Source organism: Pseudomonas sp. ef1, assembly GCF_007293365.2.
In the GTDB taxonomy this organism is placed as follows: domain Bacteria; phylum Pseudomonadota; class Gammaproteobacteria; order Pseudomonadales; family Pseudomonadaceae; genus Aquipseudomonas; species Aquipseudomonas siliginis.
In genome coordinates this window covers 5,037,475-5,059,168 of record NZ_CM129815.1, presented here as the reverse complement: position 1 = coordinate 5,059,168, position 21,694 = coordinate 5,037,475, and the positions used below count along the sequence as shown (strand labels likewise).

Sequence of the window (21,694 nt, the reverse complement as noted above, 5' to 3'; positions counted from 1 at the left end):
TTCGTTATGACCGTTTACGCAATCATCGGTGGCACTGGCCTGACTCAGCTCGAAGGCCTGAGCATTCGCCAGTCGCTGGCAGTCGACACGCCGTACGGCGCGCCTTCGGCCGAGGTGCAGATTGGTGAATACGCCGGCAAGGAAGTGCTGTTCCTCGCCCGTCACGGTCACCCGCATCGTTTCCCGCCGCACAAGGTCAACTACCGCGCCAACCTGTGGGCGTTGAAGCAGGCCGGTGCCGAAGCGATCATCGCCGTTAACGCGGTGGGCGGTATTCATCCGGCCATGGGCACCGGGCATTTCTGCGTGCCGCACCAGATCGTCGACTACACCAGTGGGCGCGAGCACACCTATTTCGCCGATGATCTGGAGCACGTCACCCACATCGATTTCAGCTTTCCCTACAGCGAACCGTTGCGTCAGCAATTGATTGCAGCAGTCGCCGCCGAAGGCTGCGAATACAGCGATCAAGGCGTGTACGCCTGCACCCAGGGTCCGCGTCTGGAAACGGTCGCCGAGATCGTGCGACTGGAGCGTGACGGCTGCGACATCGTCGGCATGACCGGCATGCCGGAAGCGGCGCTGGCGCGTGAGCTGGATCTGGATTACGCCTGTCTGGCGCTGGTGGTGAATCCTGCAGCCGGCAAGACCACCGAAGTCATCACCATGGCCGAAATCGAGCAGGCCCTGCACGATGGCATGGGCAAGGTGAAATCGACGCTGGCCCGGGTGCTGGCCAGCTAAGGACTGTCCATGAGCATTTTCATCGAGCGGCTTAAAGGGCTGACATGGACCCACGCATTCAGTAGCAAGGCGTTGGCCAAGGCCCGCGCTTATGCCGCCGATGACCGGGTAGAGATCCTCGAGATCGATGACAAGAAGATAGAGGCGTTCTGCGTCGGATCGCAACTTCAGGCGTATGAGCAAACCATTTACCTGTCAGAAGATCGGTTGGGATCGGTTAGCTTGCGATGCCTGTGCAGCTGTCCGGTTGCACTGGACTGCAAGCACAGCGCGGCGGTGATCTATCACCTGCTGGGCACGGGTGAGGATGCGTCTGACAATGATGCACAGATCCCGTTGGGGCGAGCGCTCGAGCATTGGCTTTCAACAATTCCCGTGCCGGCCAAGCCCGCTGAAGAAAGTGCGCAAACCGCAGGCACGCGTCTGTTTTACAAGCTCAAACCGACGTCTGCGAACGGCAAGTGGCTGCTCGATATTTTCAAGGTCTACCAGCTCAAGAGCGGCGAGTTACGCGAGGTCAAACCGATGTACTCGCTCGCGGAAATGCTCATGCGCCAGCCGGGCTACCTGTCCGAACTGGATCTGCGCATCGCCCGGCTGTTGGTCGCCATGCATTCCCATCACGCCTATTACAGCGGCTATCCGCTGGAAGGCAGCAGTGGCGCCGAACTGCTGGAAATGCTCCTGCGCACCTCGCGGCTGTTCCTCGACTTCGAAGACCTGCGAGCGCTGACACCGGGGGCGAAACGCGTCGGTCAATTCTCTTGGGCCGAGCAGGCTGACGGCGGATTCCGCGCGCAGTGGAGCAGTGCCGAAGCCGCGCAGGAAACCGTGCTGGCGCTGGAGCCGCTTTATTACCTTGATCGCGAGCAGCGCCAGGTTGGCCCGCTGTTCACTGAGCTGGAAGAAAAACTCGCCTGCCATTTGACCCAGGCGCCAGACATCCCGGCGCGTCAGGCCATGCAGTTCAGCCATCGCATGAGCGCGGCGACCCAAATTGCGCCACCGCACAAGCTCACCGAACGGATCATCGATGACGTGCTGCCGCAGCCGCAGCTCGTCCTGGTCAGCGGCCGGGAACGTTCGCGCTGGGAATATGTGCTGGAGCACCGCGCCGCTCTGCTGTTTACCTACAACGGTCATCCGGCGGTGGATCGCAACCCGGAAGTGATGATCCTCAACGGCAGCGAAACCCAGCGCATTCAGCGTCAACCGGCGCTGGAAAAGAAGCTGCGCCAGAACCTGCAAAAACATGGCTTCAAGAAAGCCACGCGCAAGAGTGCAATGGATCGTCCCGGCGAGATGTTTACCTTGCCGGATGATTCCGCCTGGCTCGGGTTCATGCACGAAGGGCTGGCCACACTGCGCGCCGCAGATTGGAAAATCGAGATCAGTCCCGGTTTCCATTTCGATGTACAACCGGTTGAACAGTGGTACGCCGAGGTCGAAGAAGAGGCCACGCATCAGTGGTTTGATCTGCAGTTGGGTATCGTCGTCAACGGCGAGCGCTACAGCTTGCTGCCGATCCTTCTGCACCTGTTGCGGACCCAGCCGCGCTTGCTCGACCCGGTCAATCTGGCGCAGCGCAGCGATGATGAAAAACTCCTGATCGAGCTCAAGCCCAGCGGTTTTGGCGACCCGGCCGGCGCCAAGGTCGCGTTGCCGCTGAGTCGGGTCAAACCGCTGATGGCGACGCTGGGCGAGCTGTATCTGGGCGGACACCAGGGCGATGCGCTGCGCTTGACCGCTCCAGACGCCGCACGCCTGAGTATGCTCGATGGCGTACCGCTGGACTGGCAGGGCGGCGAACGCCTGCGCACTTTTGCCAAGCGTCTGCAGAATTCCAGCCACGCCCAGGTTGCTGCGCCGGCCGGCCTCAACGCGCAACTGCGTCCGTATCAGCTCGAAGGCTTGAACTGGATGCAGACCCTGCGCGAGCTGGAGGTCGGCGGCATTCTGGGCGATGACATGGGCCTGGGCAAAACCTTGCAGACCCTGGCGCATCTGCTCACGGAGAAACACGCCGGGCGTCTGGACTGTCCGGCACTGGCGGTGATGCCGACCAGCCTGATTCCCAACTGGCTCGACGAGGCCGAGCGCTTCACGCCGCAGTTGAAAGTCCTGGCGCTGCACGGCACCGGGCGGCAAAAGGACTTCGCCAATCTCGCCGAATACGACTTGGTGCTGACCACTTACGCATTGCTGCCCAGGGATCTGGAGATCTTGCAGCCGCAGCTGTGGAGCGTGCTGATTCTCGACGAAGCGCAGAACATCAAGAACCCGCTGAGCAAAGCCGCCCAGGCCGCGCGTGACCTGCAGGCCCGTCAGCGCTTGTGTCTGAGCGGTACGCCGCTGGAAAACCACCTCGGTGAGCTGTGGTCGCAGTTCCATTTCCTCATGCCCGGCTGGCTCGGCGACAGTAAATCCTTCAATCGCGATTACCGCACGCCGATCGAGAAGCACGGCAATGTGCAGCGCATGCAGCACCTGACCGCACGTATCAAGCCGTTTTTGCTGCGGCGCAAGAAGGATCAGGTCGCCACCGAGTTGCCGCCGAAAACCGAGATCATTCATTGGGTCGAACTCAGCGATGGTCAGCGCGACGTCTATGAGACGGTGCGCGTGGCGATGGACAAAAAGGTCCGCGACGAAATCGCCCGCAGCGGCGTGGCGCGCAGTCAGATCATCATCCTCGATGCGCTGCTCAAGCTGCGCCAGGTCTGCTGCGATCTGCGCCTGGTCAATATGCCGCTCACGGCGAAGGCGTTGCGCTCGGGCAGCGGCAAGCTGATCAGCCTGATGGAGATGCTCGAAGAACTGCTCGGCGAAGGTCGGCGCATTCTGCTGTTCTCGCAGTTCACCTCGATGCTGGCGCTGATTGAGCAGGAATTGCAGCAACGCGGGCTTGGCTACTCGTTGCTGACCGGCGACACCACCGATCGGCGCACGCCGGTGAGGGATTTCCAGGGCGGCAAGGTGCCGTTGTTTCTGATCAGCCTCAAGGCCGGCGGTACCGGTCTGAACCTGACAGCGGCGGACACGGTGATTCACTTCGACCCTTGGTGGAACCCGGCGGTGGAGAATCAGGCGACTGATCGGGCGTATCGCATCGGGCAGAACAATCCGGTGTTCGTCTACAAGTTGATTGCCAAAGGCACCGTCGAAGAGAAGATCCAGGCGTTGCAGCAGGAGAAAGCGGCGCTGGCCGGGGCGGTGCTTGAGGGTGGCACGACGGGGGGATTCAAACTCGAACAGAGTGATATCGAGGCGCTGTTTGCGCCGTTGCCGGTTTCCAAGGGTTGAGCCCTGAGTGATTGCGCAATATTGGATGACCCCATCGCTGGCAAGCCAGCTCCCACAGGTATCGAGTGTGAAACACAAACTTCGGTACAGCTCATAACCCTGTGGGAGCTGGCTTGCCAGCGATAGCTATCTAACCGGCGACGACGCTTTCAACGCTTGTCGATCTTGTCCGGCAACGGCGCAAACAGCGCTTCAATATCATCGCTCTGCAACTTCCAGTCCCCGGCCTTGCGCCCATCGAGCACGCCCGCTGCCAGGTCGGACTTTTCCTTCTGCAGGTGCTGAATCTTCTCTTCCACCGTGCCCCGGGCAATCATCTTGTAGACGAACACCGGTTTTTCCTGGCCGATGCGATAGGCCCTGTCGGTGGCCTGATTCTCGGTCGCCGGGTTCCACCACGGGTCGTAGTGAATCACCGTATCGGCTTCGGTGAGGTTCAAACCGACACCACCGGCCTTCAGGCTGATCAGAAAAATCTGACGCGTGCCGCTCTGGAATTCCTTCACTGGTGTGCGCCGGTCACGGGTCTGGCCGGTGAGCAGGGCGTAAGCGATCTTGCGTTTTTTCAACTCCTCTTCGATCAATGTCAGCATCGAAGTGAATTGCGAGAACAGCAGAATCCGCCGGCCTTCCTCGAACAGTTCCTCAAGCATTTCCATCAGGCTGTCGAGCTTGCCCGAAGTGCTGCCGCGCGCGGGCAGGGTGGCGTCGTTAACCAGGCGCAGGTCGCAGCAGACCTGACGCAGCTTGAGCAGGGCTTCGAGAATGATGATCTGGCTGCGTGCCACGCCTTTGCGAGTGATCTCGTCGCGGACCTTTTTGTCCATCGCCAAGCGCATGGTTTCGTACACATCGCGCTGCGCTTCGTTGAGTTCGACCCAGTGGATGATCTCGGTTTTCGGCGGCAGCTCGGTGGCGACCTGCTCTTTGGTGCGGCGCAGCAGAAACGGTTTTATCCGACCGTTGAGGTGCTGCAGTCTGACTTCACTGCCGCGCTTTTCGATCGGCACACGGTAATCGGCATTGAAGCTTTTCACGTCGCCAAGCCAGCCCGGTAACAGGAAGTGGAACAGCGACCAGAGCTCGCCCAAGTGGTTTTCCAGCGGCGTGCCGCTGAGGCACAGGCGCTGGCGTGCATTCAGCTCGCGCGCGGCCTGAGCGGCTTTGCTGTTGGGGTTCTTGATGTATTGCGCTTCGTCCAGCACCAGAACGTGCAGCGGCTGTTTGGCCAAACGCTCAAGGTCCTTGGGCAACAGGGCGTAAGTGGTGAGGATCAGGTCGAAGTCGGCCAGATTGTCGAAGTGCTTTTTGCGCGTGGCGCCATACAGCGCGAGGACTTTCAGCTGCGGGGTGAAGTGCGCCGCTTCGTCGAGCCAGTTCGGAATCAGGCTGGTCGGCATCACCACCATGCACGGACGATCGAGGCGTCCGGCGTTCTTCTCGCTGAGAATATGCGCCAGGGTCTGTAGGGTTTTGCCCAGGCCCATGTCGTCCGCGAGAATGCCGCCGACTTCGAGTTGTCGCAGCGATTGCATCCAGCTCAAACCTTCGAGCTGATACGGGCGCAGCGTTGCATTCAGGCCTTGCGGCGCTTCGGCAGTGAAATCGCGGATATCGCGCAGGCGCTGGGCGAAGGTGCGCATCTGCTCGCCGCCTTCCCACAACAGCGGCAGGCCTTCCAGCGAATTGAGCCGGGTGGCGTCAGCCTTGCTCAGGCGCAGGGTGGTTTCGCCCGGCTCCTGTAAATAGAACTCACCCAGCGTCATCAATACCGGCTTCAAGCGACCGAGCGGCAGCGCCACTTGCAACGGCCCATGCTCGCTGGTGCGTTGCGGAATGTTGACCAGAATCAGCTCGTCATCGCGACGGCGGGCGAGGCGTTCCGGGTTGAGGATCTCGGTGTGCGAGCGCATCAGGTTCAGCAGAATCGGCAGCAGGCTCAGGCGCTCGCCGTTGACGATGATGCCTAGTTCCAGATCGAACCAGTCGCGTTCCGGCGCCTGTTCGACGGTGGCGTACCAGTCGTCGACGGCGGTCAGGTCGAAACCGAATTCCTCATCGATCTGCAACTCCCAGCCCTGGCTGCGCAATTTCGGCAAGTCATTCAACGTGAAGGTCAGCCAGGCGCTGTCGTTGACCATCTCGTAGAGTTCGCCGGCGCTTTCCGGCAGGGCTTTGCTCTGCCTTGTGGCGATGCGGAAACCGAGGATGCGTAACTGTTCGCGGTAGGACTGTTCGACGTCCGGGTGACGTTTTATCCGCAGGGTCTGGGCTTCCTGACGGATCAGGATATCGCTGTGTTTTTGCCCGCTGACGTATTCGTCCAGATAGCTGAACGACAGTGCCGCGCGATGCTGAATGTAGCGCTGCATCTTGCCGTTGCGCGGCTCGAAGGCGCTGAATTCGACGCTCGCCAGCCATAGGCGTGGCACCGGTTGCACGTTGTCCACCAGCACTTGCGGCGGCGCTTTCGGGCTACGGTTCTCCAGCACGGCCTGGAGTTTTTCCAGCAACTCGGCATCTTTCGCGGCGGCGGGGTAGTCGAGGGTTTCCTGGATTTTCAGCAGCACCGCCGCGCAGTGTTTGCAGTTGCTGCGCACCGGGCAGGTACAGGTGGCGTCGACCAGCAACAGCGTCGCTTTAGCTGACTCGCGCAGATGGATGGTCTGTCGGTAAACGCTACCGCCAGAACCTTCGCAACTGGCGGTGATGGTCGCATCGCCGACCTGGGCGATGCGCACTCGATTCTCCAAAGCGTAGCGGCGGCCGCGCTCCAGACTCTGTTCTTTGAATCGGCTGACCCACGACGGGGCCAGCGGTTTGCTCAGGGGCGGCGGCATAAGGACGTCGATCAGTCCGGCACGACTTCAGGCGCTTCGCGAGGCGCTGGCGCGGTCAGGGAAGTGATCTTGATCAGCAGGGCCAGGTGGCCGTTGTCGAGGTAATTGAGCTGGCCGTTCTTGGTGTGGCTGTCCTGACGCAGACGCTCACTGGCGGTGACCAGGCCATTGGCGTCGATCTGATTGACCCAGAAATCGGCGGTCACGTCGGTGAAGCGGCCGAGTTTCATTTCCAGCGTGCCCTCGATGGGGAACTGGCCGAACTGTTCCTGACCTTCGCTCACTGCGACTTTCGCCGGCGCTTCGCCGAGGTTCTGCTGCCAGGCTTTGTGCATCAACACGGTGTACTCGCCGCTGGCGGTGAGTTTGTTCACTACATCATTCAGCGCTGGGGTGCGCTGGCTGTCGCTGCCCAGACGCTGGGCGCCTGCGGCCCAGTCTTCCGGGGCGGCGCGGCTGACGATGGCCGGGACGGCATTCTGGCGCACCAGGATCATTTCGACCTGATACGTGTCATCGGCAAACGCCGTCGGTGCTGCAAGTGCAAGCAACAGAGTCAGAGAGCGGAACAGGCGCATCGGGCGTCCTTCAAGCGGATTTCGGGATGAGACGCTCAAACAGCGCCTCGACAGTATTGAAACGTTCTTCCGGGCGCTCCATCGGCACCTGGAATTTAAACATCGTCGCGCCTTCGAACTTGTAGCGCTTGGGCTGCGTCTGGATCAGCTTGATCAGGGTCATCGGGTCAACCGGCGTCTGCGCTTCGAACTCGATGCGTCCGCCTTGCGGCCCGCCGTCGACTTTCTTGATGCCGAGCTTTTCCGCCTGCAATTTCAGCGCGGTGATCCGCACCAGGTTCTTGGTCGGCTCCGGCAACAGGCCGAAGCGGTCGATCATCTCCACCTGCAGGTCCTTGAGGCCTTCCTCGTCGGTGGCCGAGGCGATGCGTTTATACAGAATCAGCCGCGCATGCACATCCGGCAGATAATCTTCCGGAATCAGCGCCGGCACCCGCAGATTGACTTCCGGACCGCCGCCAAGCGGTTGATCGAGGTTCGGCTGCTCGCCCTTGCGGATCGACTTCACCGCGCGTTCGAGCATTTCCATGTACAGGGTGAAACCGACGGCCTGAATCTGCCCGCTCTGACCGTCGCCGAGCAGTTCGCCGGCGCCACGGATTTCCAGGTCGTTGGTGGCCAGGACGAAACCGGCGCCGAGGTCCTGGGTATTGGCGATCGCTTCCAGACGTTTTTCCGCGTCCGAAGTGATTTGCTGGCGTGGCGGTGTCAGCAGGTAGGCGTAAGCCTGGTGGTGACTGCGACCGACACGACCACGCAACTGGTGCAGCTGGGCCAGACCGAACTTGTCGGCGCGTTCGATGATGATGGTGTTGGCGCTCGGCACGTCGATGCCGGTCTCGATGATGGTCGAGGCGATCAGCACGTTGAAGCGCTTGTGGTAGAAGTCGCTCATCACCTGTTCGAGTTCACGTTCGCGCATCTGCCCGTGGCCGATACCGATGCGCGCTTCCGGCACCAGTTCGGCGAGATCGGCGGCGCATTTCTCGATGGTCTTCACATCGTTGTGCAGGTAATAAACCTGACCGCCACGCAGCAGTTCACGCAGCAGGGCCTCTTTGACCGCGCTCTTGTTCTGCTCCATTACAAAAGTGCGCACCGACAGGCGCCGCGCTGGCGGCGTGGCGATGATCGACAGATCGCGCATGCCCGACACCGCCATGTTCAGCGTGCGCGGAATCGGCGTCGCGGTCAGGGTAAGGATGTCGACTTCGCTGCGCAGGGCCTTGAGCTGTTCTTTCTGGCGCACGCCAAAGCGGTGCTCTTCGTCGATGATCACCAGCCCGAGGTTTTTGATCTTCACATCATCGGACAGCAGTTTGTGCGTGCCGATGACGATGTCGATCTTGCCTTCCGCCAGATCGGCGATCGCCGCGTTGACTTCCTTGGCCGACTTGAAGCGACTCATCACTTCCACGGTCACCGGCCAGTCGGCGAAGCGGTCGCGGAAACTGTTGTAGTGCTGCTGGGCGAGCAGGGTGGTCGGCACCAGAATCGCCACCTGCCGACCGCCGTGCACGGCGATGAACGCGGCGCGCATGGCCACTTCGGTCTTGCCGAAGCCAACGTCGCCGCAGACCAGACGATCCATCGGTTTCGGCGCGAGCATGTCTTCGCGTACCGCCTCGATGGTCGCTTGCTGGTCCGGCGTCTCCTCGAACGGGAAGCCGGCGCTGAAGGTGGCGTAATCGGCCTTCGGGTCGGCGAAGGCGTAACCTTCACGGGCGGCACGACGGGCGTAAATGTCGAGCAATTCGGCGGCGACGTCACGCACCTGCTCGGCGGCCTTGCGCTTGGCTTTCTGCCAGGTTTCCGAGCCGAGGCGGTGCAGCGGCGCGAGCGAATCGTCGCTGCCGGTGTAGCGCGCGATCAGGTGCAGGTTGGCCACCGGCACGTAGAGCTTGGCGTTCTCGGCGTATTCGAGGGTGAGGAACTCGGCGGCCTGATTGTCGATTTCCAGAATCGTCAGGCCCAGGTAGCGCCCGACGCCGTGGTCGATATGCACCACCGGCGCGCCTTCGCGCAGTTCGGTGAGGTTCTTGATCACCGCATCGTTGCTGACGTCGCTGCGCTTCTCGCGACGACGACGTTGCATGACCCGTTGGCCGAACAGCGGACTTTCCGCCACCAGCGCCAGCGCCGGGTCGTCGAGCAGCAGACCCTCGTCGAGCGGGGCGATGGTGATCGCCAGACGATCCTTGCTGGCAACGAAGTCCGGCCAGCTGTCGACGGTTTTCGGCCGCAGCTTCAGACGTTCCAACAGTTCCAGCAGGACTTCGCGACGACCCGCCGATTCAGCGGTGAACAGCACGCGCCCGGGGAATTCTTCGAGGAAACCGGCCAGCGCCGCCAGCGGTTGCGTGGCCTTGGCTTCGATGGCCAGATCGGGCAGCGCATGTGCCGGGAAGCGCTCACGGCCGACGCCGCTTTCAACGTCCTGTTGACTGGCAACGACCCGTGGCCAGTTCTTCAGGCGCGCGAAGCAGTCTTCCACCGGCAGGAACAATTCGGCCGGTGGCAATAAAGGACGCGATGGATCGACGCGGCGTTCTTCGTAACGATTGCGCACGTCGTTCCAGAAGTTTTCCGCCGCCTGCTCGATGCCCGGCAGCGAGAACACTTGCGTGTCCTGGGGCAGGTAATCGAACAGCGTCGAAGTTTCGTCGAAGAACAGCGGCAGGTAGTACTCGATGCCGGCCGGAGTGATGCCGCTGCTCAAATCCTGAAAGATCGGGCAGCGACGAAAATCGACGTCAAAGCGCTCACGGAAACGCGCCTTGAAGCGGGTGACTGCATCTTTCTGCAATGGAAACTCGCGGGCCGGCAGCAGCTTGACCGACTCGACCTTGTCGATCGAACGCTGGGTTTCCGGATCGAACGTGCGCAGGGTTTCGATCTCGTCATCGAACAGGTCGATGCGATACGGCAGTTTGCTGCCCATCGGGAACAGGTCGATCAGCGCGCCGCGTACGGTGAACTCGCCGTGCTCGTACACCGTGTCGACATAGCGATAGCCGCTGGCTTCGAGCCGCGCGCGCATCTGTTCGACGTCGAGCTTCTGGCCGATATCGAGCACCAGGCTGCTGCCGAGCAGGAACTTGGTCGGCGCCAAGCGATGCAGGGCGGTGGTGATCGGAACCACCAGCACGCCGTGGGCCAGTTCCGGCAGGCGATACAGGCTGGCGATGCGCTGGGAGATGATGTCCTGGTGCGGCGAGAACAGGTCGTAGGGCAGGGTTTCCCAGTCGGGGAAATGCAGTACGGGCAAATCCGGGGCGAAGAAACTCAGCTCCTGTTCCAGCCGTTCGGCGCTTTGGCTGTCGGCGGTCAGCAGCAGGGTAAAGCGCTTGGCAGCGCTGGCAGCCTCGGCAATCGCCAGGCTGAGGGCGGCACCGGGCAGATTGCCCCAGTGCTGTTTACCTGCTTCGGCAGGGAGTAGCGGTAGACGCAGAACAGGCACGGAAGGTTGAGCTCCAGGCGTTGCGACAAAGTCGGTAATTGTAGCGGCCTACGGTGCCGCCTGTCAGTTGCAGACTGCGTCTATCTTCACGGTTTGGACGAAATGTAGTGGTAACCATAAAAACGAGCACTTTTTTCATGGTTATGTAGTGCCGAAACCGGGTGGTGTTACGGAGGGTTACAGACATCGTCTAACAGTCGTCGAAAAATTGACTGCGCTGAAAGCCCCGGTTTTACTGGGCTGGAGAAAGGCGTAAATTTTTTGAACGGATTTTGTTACCGATTGCGCGACAAGCGCGCATTGCTGAAAGGGCTTGTCGGCGGCATAATGTAGCCCCTTTTTTCTGCCCCTACATGTGGAAGGTTACCGTGACTCAGAAGCCCGACCAGTGTCTTGGTGAATGGATCGACCGTGAAGCACTCGCAGAAGCGATGATCCCGCTTATCGGTCAGCTCTACCGCAATAACAACGTGGTTAGCTCGATCTATGGCCGCAGCCTGATCAACCAGTCTGTCATCGCGATTCTCAAAGCTCACCGCTTTGCTCGCCACCGTTCTTCCGACGACAGCGAACTCTCCGTCCACGAAACATTCCCACTGCTCAAGGCCATGAGCGAGCTCAAGCTCGGCGCGGCGTCGGTGGATCTGGGCAAGCTGGCGTTCAAATTCCGTAACGAAGGCAACGGCCGCAGCGCCGAGCAGTTCGTGCGTGAAGAGATGGCTGACGTGGTTGGCCAGCAGAACGCCTCGGCCCGCAAAGGCACCGACGTTGTTCTTTACGGCTTCGGTCGTATCGGCCGTCTGCTGGCGCGCATCCTGATCGAGAAAACCGGTGGTGGCGACGGCCTGCGTCTGCGCGCCATCGTCGTGCGCAAAGGCGCCGAAAACGACCTGACCAAACGCGCCAGCCTGCTGCGTCGCGATTCGGTACACGGTTCGTTCAACGGCACCATTACCATCGACGAAGAAAACAACACCATCACCGCCAACGGCAACCTGATCCAGGTGATCTACGCGAAGAACCCGACCGAGGTGGATTACACCCAGTACGGCATCAAAGACGCGCTGCTGGTGGACAACACCGGTGTATGGCGTGACGCCGATGGCCTGGGTCAGCACCTGGCATGCCCGGGTATCGATCGCGTTGTTCTGACCGCGCCTGGCAAGGGCAAGCTGAAGAACATCGTTCACGGCATCAACCACGGTGAAATCACCGCTGACGACAAGATCGTCTCGGCTGCTTCCTGCACCACCAACGCCATCGTGCCGGTGCTCAAAGCGGTCAACGACAAGTTCGGCATCATCAACGGTCACGTCGAAACCGTTCACTCGTACACCAACGACCAGAACCTGATCGACAACTTCCACAAGGGCGATCGCCGTGGCCGCAGCGCCGCGCTGAACATGGTGATCACCGAGACCGGCGCCGCTACCGCTGCTGCGAAGGCTCTGCCTGAGCTGGCCGGCAAGCTGACCGGTAACGCGATTCGTGTTCCGACGCCAAACGTGTCGATGGCCATTCTCAACCTCAACCTTGAGAAAGCCGCCACCCGTGAAGAGATGAACGAGTACCTGCGCTACATGGCGCTGCACTCCGAGCTGCACAAGCAGATCGACTTCGTCAATTCGCAGGAAGTGGTGTCGACTGACTTCGTTGGCTCGCGTCACGCCGGTGTAGTCGACGCTGAAGCGACCATCGTGCAGGACAACCGCGTCGTTCTTTACGTTTGGTACGACAACGAGTTCGGCTACAGCTGCCAGGTGGTTCGCGTGATGGAAGACATGGCTGATGTGAATCCGCCAGCGTTCCCGCGCTAAGCCTCAGGCTTGAATGAAAACGCCCCGGCATTTTGTCGGGGCGTTTTTGTTTATGGGCCTGTTGGATCTTCGGCGTCCTTGCCGGCCTCTTCGCGAGCAGGCTCTCTCCCACACTGGATCAGTGTCGTTCACAATCTTCTGTGGGAGCGAGCCTGCTCGCGAAAGCATTCTGTCAGGCGCCGCTGGCTACCGAGGCCTGCGCCGTGCGCAACTCATGGCGGTTGCCACGGAACAGCACCAATGTCGCAATCAAGCCCAACACCGCCGCGCCGCTGAGCCAGATGCCCGGTGCTGCCTTGTTGTCCAGCACATGAATCAGATAGGTGCACGCTGCCGGAGTAAATCCGCCGAACGTCGCCGTTGCCAAACTGTAAGCCAGGGAAAACCCGGTCGTGCGCACTTCCACCGGCATGATCTCGGTCAGTGCCACCACCATCGCGCCGTTGTACGAGCCATAAAGAAACGACAGCCACAGTTCGACAATCAGCAAATGGCTGAAGCTCGGGTTCGCCACCAGCCACGACAGCGCCGGATACGCAGTGAGGATCGCCAGAATCGTCGCCGCCAGCAGTAAGGGTTTTCGGCCGATCTTGTCGGATACCGCGCCCATCACCGGTAGCCAGAAGAAGTTCGACAAGCCGATGCACACCGTCACCAACAGCGCATCGAGATCAGACAGGTGCAGTTCGGCCTTGCCGAACGTCGGGGTGTAAGCGGTGATCAGGTAAAACGACACCGTGGTCATTACCACCAGCGCCATGCCGGCAATGACGATGCCGAAGTTCTGCCCGATCGAGCGGACGATTTCGCCGAGGGTAGGGCGGTGGGTGCGCGCCTGGAACTCCGGGGTTTCTTCCAGCGAGCGACGGATGAAAAAAATCACCGGCACGATCATGCAGCCAATCAGAAACGGTACGCGCCAGCCCCATTCGCCCATCTGCTCAGGGCTCAGCCAGTGGTTGAGGCCAACGCCGAGCAGACCGGCGAACACCACGGCTGCCTGTTGGCTGGCGGACTGCCAACTGACGAAAAAGCCTTTACGCCCCGGCGTAGAAATTTCCGCCAGATATACCGACACACCGCCCAGTTCCACGCCCGCCGAGAAGCCTTGCAACAGACGGCCGAACAACACCAGTAGCGGCGCGGCGACACCGAGCGTCGCGTAGCCGGGCACGCAGGCGATCAGCACCGTACCGGCGGCCATCATCGCCAAAGTGATGATCAGCCCTTTGCGCCGTCCGTGACGGTCGATATAGGCACCGAGGAAAATCGCCCCCAGCGGGCGCATCAGGAAGCCGGCGCCGAAGGTCGCCAGCGACAGCATCAGCGAAGCGAAGGCGCTGTCGGTGGGGAAGAAGGTTTTGGCGATGGCCGTGGCATAGAAGCCGTAGACCATGAAGTCGAACATTTCGAGGAAGTTGCCGCTGACAACGCGAAAGATCGCTTTGCCTTTGCCCGTGGTGGAGGACATGGGAGGTACTCACTGTTCAATTTTGTATAAAGGCGTTGCAGCCATGGGGAAGCGAGCGGGCGCTTGTAGTTCATAATGGCCGCCGTGGTTTTGCGGGGAGATGAAGAATTGTTAACTGGACGCTGGTGGGGGCCTGTGGTGTTGGCGGTGGCAATCGGCGGCTGCGGCAGCGGCGACTCCCTGGAAGAGGTTGGCGGTTCGACCATGGGCAGCACCTGGTCGGTCAAGTACGTGCGCCACGCCGGGGTCGCCGATCCTGCGCAGGTGCGCAGCAAAGTGCAGGCCATCCTCGGTGAAGTCGATCAACAGCTGTCGACTTACCGCAGTGACTCCGTCATCGAGCGTTTCAACGCCTTGCCCGCCGATAGCTGCCAAGCCATGCCGACAGCGGTGCTCGAATTGGTCCGCATCGGCGAACAGCTTTCAACGCAAAGCGAAGGCTCCTACGACCTGACCGTGGAACCGCTGCTGGACCTCTGGGGATTCGGCCCGCAAGGACGCGAAGAAAAGATCCCTGATGCGGCCGCTGTGGCCGAGGTCATGCAGCGGGTCGGCCATCAGCATCTGCGCATCGATGGCGAGCGGTTGTGCAAGGACGCCGCCGTCGAAGTCGACTTCAACAGCATTGCCGCCGGTTACGCCGTGGATGCCATCGCCGCCAGATTGCAGGGCATGGGCATCGACAATTACCTGGTCGAAGCCACGGGCGAACTCAAGGCCCGGGGCAAGAAGCCGGATGGTTCAGCGTGGCGCATCGCTCTCGAAGAGCCTCGCGATGACCAGCAAGTGGCCGAGCGGATTATCGATGTCGATGGCTACGGCGTGTCCACCTCCGGTGACTACCGCCATTATTTTCTGCAGGACGGTCGGCGTTATTCCCACACCTTCGATGCACGCAGCGGAAGACCGGTCCTACATGATCTGGCGTCAGTCACGGTGATTCATCCTTCAGCGTTGATGGCCGATGGACTATCGACGCTGTTGCTGATTCTCGGGCCGGAAAGGGCGCGGGACTATGCCCAAAAACATGACATTGCTGCATTCTTTGTCTTGCGTGCCGATACAGGTTTCGTCACCCGCAGCAGTCAGGCATTTGCGCAGCTTGTCGGTGAAAAAACTGACCGAAGACAAGACGAAAGCTGGCGTTGTAGTGCAGGCAAAAGTAGCCTACGACGCGACCAAGGGTTAATGTGCGCGGCGTTGACGCTTCTATAGACTGTGTCCGGGTTCTCTACTGGCCCCCAATTGTTCCTTCGCGCCGCCGTTCGGCGTGATTTAGCCGCCGGTGCTGCTGGCACCGCGGCCTGTTCTGAGGAGTACGCATGGCTGTCTACAACTACGACGTGGTGGTACTGGGTTCCGGCCCGGCGGGAGAAGGCGCGGCAATGAACGCCGCCAAAGCGGGGCGCAAGGTCGCGATGGTCGACAGCCGTCGTCAGGTCGGCGGCAACTGCACCCACCTCGGCACCATCCCGTCCAAGGCACTGCGTCACTCGGTGCGGCAGATCATGCAGTTCAACACCAACCCGATGTTCCGCGCGATCGGCGAGCCACGCTGGTTCTCCTTCCCGGACGTGTTGAAAAGCGCCGAAAAAGTCATTTCCAAACAAGTCGCATCGCGCACCGGCTACTACGCCCGTAACCGCGTCGACGTGTTCTTCGGCACCGGCAGCTTCGCCGACGAGCAAACCATCGAAGTGGTCTGCGGCAACGGCGTGGTCGAGAAGCTGGTGGCGAAGCACATCATCATCGCCACCGGTTCGCGCCCGTATCGCCCAGCGGACATCGATTTCCACCACCCGCGTATCTACGATAGCGACACCATCCTCAGTCTCGGTCACACCCCGCGCAAACTGATCGTTTACGGCGCTGGGGTAATCGGTTGCGAGTACGCGTCGATCTTCAGTGGTCTGGGTGTGCTGGTCGAGTTGGTCGACAACCGTGGCCAGTTGCTGAGCTTCCTCGACTCGGAAATTTCCCAGGCGCTGAGCTATCACTTCAGCAACAACAACATCACCGTGCGCCACAACGAAGAGTACGACCGCGTCGAAGGCGTGGACAATGGTGTGATCCTGCATCTTAAATCCGGCAAGAAGATCAAGGCCGACGCCTTGCTCTGGTGCAACGGCCGTACCGGCAACACCGACACGCTGGGTCTGGAAAACATCGGGGTCAAGGTCAACAGCCGTGGCCAGATCGAAGTCGACCAGAACTACCGCACCTGCGTGGAGAACATCTACGGCGCCGGTGACGTGATCGGCTGGCCAAGCCTGGCCAGTGCCGCCCACGACCAGGGTCGTTCGGCCGCTGGCAGCATCGTCGACAATGGCAGCTGGCGCTTCGTCAATGACGTGCCGACCGGCATCTACACCATTCCGGAGATCAGCTCGATCGGCAAGAACGAGCAGGAGCTGACCCAGGCGAAAGTGCCGTACGAAGTCGGCAAGGCCTTCTTCAAGAGCATGGCGCGGGCGCAGATTGCCGGTGAGCCGCAGGGCATGCTGAAGATCCTGTTCCACCGCGAGACGCTGGAAGTGCTCGGCGTGCATTGCTTCGGTTATCAGGCGTCGGAGATCGTTCACATCGGTCAGGCGATCATGAATCAGCCGGGCGAGCTGAACACCCTGAAGTATTTCGTCAACACCACGTTCAACTACCCGACCATGGCCGAAGCCTATCGGGTCGCGGCGTACGACGGCCTCAACCGGCTTTTTTGACGGGCTCCGGCCGGTGGCCTGAGCCGGCCGGGGAGACCGATTTCAGCAATTCTCAAGGGTGGCAGTGGCCAAACCGGGAAAGTCTGTAATCAGGCTGTCAACGCCGAAGTCGGCGAGTCTGCGCATCAGTGCAGGCTCGTTGACGGTCCACACCGACACGTGCAGGCCCTGACGCTGCGCCTTCTGCAGGCGTTCCGGCGTACACAGCGTCCAGTTCAACGCGAGAATTTCGCAACCGTAGCTGGCCGCCACCTTCAACGGATCGAGCCAGGCGTATTCGGCCACCAGGCCACGGGATACGTCCGGTACCAGGTCCAGCGCTGCCTTCAAGACTTCCCGTGAACTCGAGGTGATCGTCACCTTGTCGAGCAGGCCATGCCGTTGAGCCATTTCCCGAATCGCCAGCACGGTAGTCGCCGCGCGGGTGCGTGAAGCGCTTTTGACTTCCAGCTGCCAGTGCTCGAAATCACATTTCTCGAACAACTCTTCCAGCGTCGGAATCGGGCACGGCTGGATCCAGCCCGGGCCACCCTTGCGCGCGTCGTAGGTCACCAGTTCGGCGGCGGTGTGCTCGACGACTTTGCCGCGACGGTCGGTGGTGCGCTTGAGCGTCGGGTCATGGATGACCATCAGCTCGCCGTCCTTGGACAGGTGCAGATCCAGTTCGCAGCGGCGCACGCCGTGCTTGAGGCATTCCTGAAAGCTGCTCAGGGTGTTTTCCGGTGCTTCGCCCTTGGCGCCGCGGTGGCCGTAGATGAGGGTCACGGTGCTTCCTTAAGTTAAATGCCAGATTCGTTCTGTTCGCGGGCCAGACGGCGTTCCTGAGCCTGCTTCTGCAAGATGTAGCGCGCGAGCAATTGGCGCTGGGCATCGGTCGGGCGCTCGAACTCGGTGCCGACGTCATAGCCATCGCCCTTGGGATCGCAATGGGTGACCCGGGCACGCAGCAGCAGGCCAAGCGCCTGCGGCATCAGTACCAGTTTCACCGACAGGTGTGCGCCGGTGGCAATCGGGGTCGGGTACTGAAAGTCGATCCCGCCCTCGGAGATGATCACCGGCTGCGGTTCGCCGATGTGGCCGAGCACGGTCAGGGCGATCACCTGGCTGAGCAGGTCGATGCGTTTGTTCTGCGATTTGAGGAACGCGGCGATGGCGCGGTCGCGCTCGCTGATCTGTCGCAGCAGGTGCTGGGACTCGAATTCGCTCAGGTGCAGTTCGCTGAGCAGGTTGAAGAGTGGGGAAGCATCCTGCAACACTTCCTGGCCTGCGGCTTCGGGAGCGGACAGGGGCCGAATTTCCAGTGCGATCGTGTCCTCGATACGGTAGTATTCGCGGCGATCTTCTTCATCTAATGTCGACATGGCGAACCCATGGTAGCGGCGGTGGTCTGAGTGTAAAGCTGGTTTTCGACCCCCGCCACAAGGACGTTCCTTTTCCCTCCGAACAAGCCCCGACATGTTCAGACCTCTCTTCGTATTTATCGGCACGCGTTATACCCGTGCAAAGCGTCGCAATCATTTTGTGTCATTCATTTCCCTGACTTCGATGATCGGGCTCGCCCTTGGCGTGGTCGTGATGATCGTCGTGCTGTCGGTGATGAACGGCTTCGATCATGAGATGCGCACCCGCGTGCTGGGCATGGTGCCCCACGCCACTCTCGAGACCGGCGAGCCGATCAATGACTGGCAGAGCCTGGCCGACAAGGTCAGGCAGAACCGGCAGGTGACGGCGGTGGCGCCGTTCACCCAGATGCAGGGCCTGCTGACCAACAACGGTCAGGTTTCCAAGGTGTTGCTCAATGCCATTGATCCTGCGCTCGAGCGCAATGTGTCGATCATTGACAACTTCATGAAGCAGGGCAAACTCGACGACCTGACACCGGGCAGCTTCGGCATCGTCATCGGCGACAAGGCCGCGACCAAGCTTGGCGTTGGCATCGGCGACAAGGTCACTTTCGTTGCACCTGAGGTCAGCGTGACCCCGGCCGGGATGTTCCCGCGCATGAAGCGCTTCACCGTGGTCGGCATTTTCCATGTCGGCGCCGGTGAGCTCGACGGCTACCTCGGCGTGACCAATCTGCAGGATCTGGCGAAAATGCACCGCTGGAAAGCCGATCAGGTGCAGGGCCTGCGTCTGAAGTTCGACGACCTGTTCCAGGCCCCGCGCGAGGCGTGGAATATTGCCCAGCAACTCGGCGAAGACCGCTACTACGCCCGCGACTGGACCCGCACCCACGGCAACCTGTATCAGGCGATCCGCATGGAAAAAGCCATGATCGGTCTGCTGTTGCTGCTGATCGTTGCCGTTGCCGCGTTCAACATCATTTCCACGCTGGTGATGGTGGTGAACGACAAGAAGGGCGACATCGCCATTCTGCGCACCCTCGGCGCCACTCCGGGCACGATCATGCGCACGTTCATGGTTCAGGGCACGGTAATCGGCGTGGTCGGCACGGCCATTGGCGCGGTGGTCGGGATTCTCGCGGCACTGAATGTCAGTGCGGCCATTTCGGCGCTTGAAGGGCTGATCGGCCACAAGTTCCTTAATGCTGACGTGTATTTCATTGATTATCTTCCTTCGCAGGTCCAGAGCCAGGACGTCGTCATGGTCTGCGCCGCTGCGTTGGTCCTGAGTTTCCTCGCCACCCTGTATCCCGCCTGGCGTGCCGCGCGCACCCAGCCGGCGGAGGCGTTACGTTATGAGTGAGTCGGGCATGAGTGAACAAGCAATTCTGAGCTGCCGTAACCTGGGCAAATCCTACGAGGAGGGTCCTGAGTCGGTACAAGTGCTGGCCGGCCTGCAACTGGAGTTGCACCCGGGCGAGCGTGTGGCGATCGTGGGTAAATCCGGTTCCGGCAAAAGTACCTTGCTCAACCTGCTCGGCGGCCTCGATACGCCGAGCAAGGGCAGTGTCTGGCTCGACGGTGAAGAGCTGTCGGCATTAAGCGAGAAGAAGCGGGGCCTGCTGCGCAATCGCGCGCTTGGTTTCGTTTACCAGTTTCACCACCTGCTGCCGGAATTCACCGCGCTGGAAAACGTCTGCATGCCGCTGTTGATCGGCAAGACCGCCATCCCGGAGGCGCGCCAGCGTGCCACGGCATTGCTGGAGCGCGTCGGTCTGGGCCATCGTCTGGAACACAAACCGGCGGAACTCTCCGGCGGCGAACGTCAGCGCGTGGCCATTGCCCGTGCACTGGTGAACAACCCGGGGCTGGTGATGCTCGATGAGCCAACCGGCAACCTTGACCTGCATACCGCCGAAGGCATTCAGGACCTGATGCTGGAGCTGAGCACTTCGATGCGCACAGCGTTCCTGGTGGTGACGCACGACATGAACCTGGCTCGCCAGATGGACCGCGTCCTGCAATTGCAGGAAGGTTGCCTGACCCCTATCTGACTGGCTGAAACCCGGCGCCCGTAACGGCGCCGGGTCTTTTATTTCTATACGGTGCCCCAGCGAATGTTCAGACCGTTATCGATCTTTATCGGCACGCGCTATACCCGCGCCAAGCGCCGCAATCGCTTTGTTTCGTTCATTTCGATGACCTCGATGATCGGCCTCGCCCTCGGCGTGCTGGCGATGATCGTGGTGCTGTCGGTGATGAATGGCTTTCAGCGCGAAATGAGCTCGCGCATCCTTGGCATGGTGCCCCATGCGACCATCGTTGGCGTCAAGCCGATCGATGACTGGCAGCCAGTGGCCGCCGCTGCGATGAAAAATCCCGAAGTGACTGCCGCCGTGCCGTTCACCGAGATGGAAGGCATGCTTTCCTACAAGGGTTCGATGCAGCCGATTCAGATCAGCGGCGTTGATCCGGCCCAGGAAGGCAAGGTGTCGATCGTTGCCCAGCACATCGTCCAGGGGCGTCTGGATGCCTTGAAGCCGGGCGAATTTGGTGTGGTGATCGGTGAAATCACCGCGCGGCGTTTCCGCCTCAATGTCGGCGACAAGATCACTCTGATCGTCCCGGAAGTCAGCACCGCGCCGGGCGGTATCACCCCGCGCATGCAGCGCCTGAATGTGGTTGGCGTGTTCAAGGTCGGCGCCGAGCTGGACGGCTCGATGGGCCTGATCCATGTCGCCGATGCCGCGACCATGCAGCACTGGCAGCCGAATCAGGTGCAGAGCGTGCGTCTGGCGGTCAAGGATCTGTACGCCGCGCCGAAGGTGTCTGCGGACATTGCCGGTGGCCTCGGTGCTGACTTCAAGGCTGACGACTGGACTCACACCCAGGGCAGCCTGTTCAGCGCGATGAAGATGGAAAAAACCATGATCGGCCTGCTGTTGCTGATGATCGTCGCGGTGGCGGCGTTCAACATCATCGCGACGCTGATCATGGTGGTGAACGACAAGGGCGCCGACATCGCGATCCTGCGCACGATCGGCGCCACACCACGGCAGATCATGGCGATCTTCATGGTCCAGGGCACGGTGATCGGTATTGTCGGCACCATCATTGGCGGCGTGCTGGGCGTGATTGCGGCGCTTAATGTCAGTGAGCTGGTCGGCTGGGTCGAGCGTGTGACCGGCCAGCATATCTTCAGTTCGGACGTGTATTTCGTCAGCAACCTGCCCTCGGAACTGCAGGGTGGGGATGTGCTGTTGATCTGCTCGGCGGGATTCATTCTGAGCTTTTTGGCGACGGTGTATCCGGCGTGGCGGGCGGCGAAGATCGAACCGGCGCATGCCTTGAGATATTCGTAAGCGACTCCATGCTCGTTCCCACGCTCTGCGTGGGAATGCCTCAAAGGACGCTCTGCGTT

At 60.9% G+C, this 21,694-nt stretch carries 14 protein-coding genes; 8 read left to right on the top strand and 6 right to left on the bottom strand.

All coding sequences use genetic code 11. The features are described from left to right. The first annotated feature begins 6 nt into the window (after window positions 1-6). Both FEE99_RS23030 and FEE99_RS23025 read left to right on the top strand, forming a co-directional pair. Window positions 7-744 carry an S-methyl-5'-thioinosine phosphorylase gene (locus tag FEE99_RS23030; RefSeq protein ID WP_016775487.1) on the top strand — a complete coding sequence of 246 codons (738 nt, stop codon included), beginning with the start codon at window positions 7-9 and terminating at the stop codon, window positions 742-744. A gap of 9 nt (window positions 745-753) precedes the next feature. Next, entirely contained in the window at window positions 754-4,047 is a 3,294-nt protein-coding gene (locus FEE99_RS23025) for a DEAD/DEAH box helicase (RefSeq protein ID WP_041477340.1), read from the top strand. Window positions 4,048-4,196: 149 nt separating this feature from the next. Here the strand turns inward: FEE99_RS23025 and FEE99_RS23020 are convergent, their stop codons facing one another. The 3 genes from FEE99_RS23020 to mfd are packed head-to-tail and all read right to left on the bottom strand — an operon-like array spanning window position 4,197 to window position 10,925. Then, window positions 4,197-6,887: a DEAD/DEAH box helicase gene (locus FEE99_RS23020; protein ID WP_041477338.1), complete on the bottom strand. Its 2,691-nt coding sequence runs from the start codon at window positions 6,885-6,887 to the stop codon at window positions 4,197-4,199. 11 nt (window positions 6,888-6,898) lie between these two features. After that, a complete protein-coding gene (locus tag FEE99_RS23015) occupies window positions 6,899-7,465 on the bottom strand; it encodes a CsiV family protein (protein ID WP_041477336.1) in 567 nt (188 codons plus the stop codon). Window positions 7,466-7,475: 10 nt separating this feature from the next. Then, window positions 7,476-10,925, bottom strand: a complete 3,450-nt coding sequence (gene mfd / locus FEE99_RS23010) for a transcription-repair coupling factor (RefSeq protein ID WP_041477334.1) — start codon at window positions 10,923-10,925, stop codon at window positions 7,476-7,478. A gap of 353 nt (window positions 10,926-11,278) precedes the next feature. Between mfd and FEE99_RS23005 the strand changes: the two genes are divergently transcribed. Continuing rightward, a complete protein-coding gene (locus tag FEE99_RS23005; RefSeq protein ID WP_016775482.1) occupies window positions 11,279-12,742 on the top strand; it encodes a glyceraldehyde-3-phosphate dehydrogenase in 1,464 nt (487 codons plus the stop codon). 172 nt (window positions 12,743-12,914) lie between these two features. Here FEE99_RS23005 and tcuC read toward each other — a convergent pair whose 3' ends face one another. Then, a complete protein-coding gene (tcuC, locus tag FEE99_RS23000; RefSeq protein WP_041477332.1) occupies window positions 12,915-14,213 on the bottom strand; it encodes an MFS transporter in 1,299 nt (432 codons plus the stop codon). A gap of 75 nt (window positions 14,214-14,288) precedes the next feature. On the opposite strand from tcuC, the gene FEE99_RS22995 reads away from it, so the two are divergent. Both FEE99_RS22995 and sthA read left to right on the top strand, forming a co-directional pair. Next, window positions 14,289-15,428, top strand: a complete 1,140-nt coding sequence (locus tag FEE99_RS22995; protein WP_447121735.1) for an FAD:protein FMN transferase — start codon at window positions 14,289-14,291, stop codon at window positions 15,426-15,428. A 107-nt stretch (window positions 15,429-15,535) separates the two neighbouring features. Next, window positions 15,536-16,930 (top strand): Si-specific NAD(P)(+) transhydrogenase, encoded by a 1,395-nt coding sequence (sthA, locus tag FEE99_RS22990; RefSeq protein ID WP_016775479.1) that lies wholly within the window; start codon window positions 15,536-15,538, stop codon window positions 16,928-16,930. Between the two features lie 42 nt (window positions 16,931-16,972). Here sthA and FEE99_RS22985 read toward each other — a convergent pair whose 3' ends face one another. Continuing rightward, entirely contained in the window at window positions 16,973-17,695 is a 723-nt protein-coding gene (locus FEE99_RS22985; protein WP_041477331.1) for a glycerophosphodiester phosphodiesterase, read from the bottom strand. A gap of 14 nt (window positions 17,696-17,709) precedes the next feature. Next, on the bottom strand, window positions 17,710-18,291 hold the full coding sequence (locus tag FEE99_RS22980) for a PilZ domain-containing protein (protein ID WP_016775478.1): 582 nt from the start codon (window positions 18,289-18,291) through the stop codon (window positions 17,710-17,712). Between the two features lie 94 nt (window positions 18,292-18,385). Here FEE99_RS22980 and FEE99_RS22975 point away from each other — a divergent pair, with 94 nt between their 5' ends. The 3 genes from FEE99_RS22975 to FEE99_RS22965 all read left to right on the top strand — a co-directional run bounded on the left by FEE99_RS22975 (window position 18,386) and on the right by FEE99_RS22965 (window position 21,635). Beyond that, on the top strand, window positions 18,386-19,636 hold the full coding sequence (locus FEE99_RS22975; RefSeq protein ID WP_041477329.1) for a lipoprotein-releasing ABC transporter permease subunit: 1,251 nt from the start codon (window positions 18,386-18,388) through the stop codon (window positions 19,634-19,636). After that, window positions 19,629-20,327, top strand: a complete 699-nt coding sequence (gene lolD, locus FEE99_RS22970; protein WP_024013628.1) for a lipoprotein-releasing ABC transporter ATP-binding protein LolD — start codon at window positions 19,629-19,631, stop codon at window positions 20,325-20,327. The genes FEE99_RS22975 and lolD overlap by 8 nt, the downstream gene beginning before the upstream one ends. A gap of 63 nt (window positions 20,328-20,390) precedes the next feature. After that, the gene (locus FEE99_RS22965; RefSeq protein WP_024013627.1) at window positions 20,391-21,635 is read left to right on the top strand and encodes a lipoprotein-releasing ABC transporter permease subunit; all 1,245 of its coding nucleotides are present in this window, start codon (window positions 20,391-20,393) and stop codon (window positions 21,633-21,635) included. Window positions 21,636-21,694 lie beyond the last annotated feature (59 nt).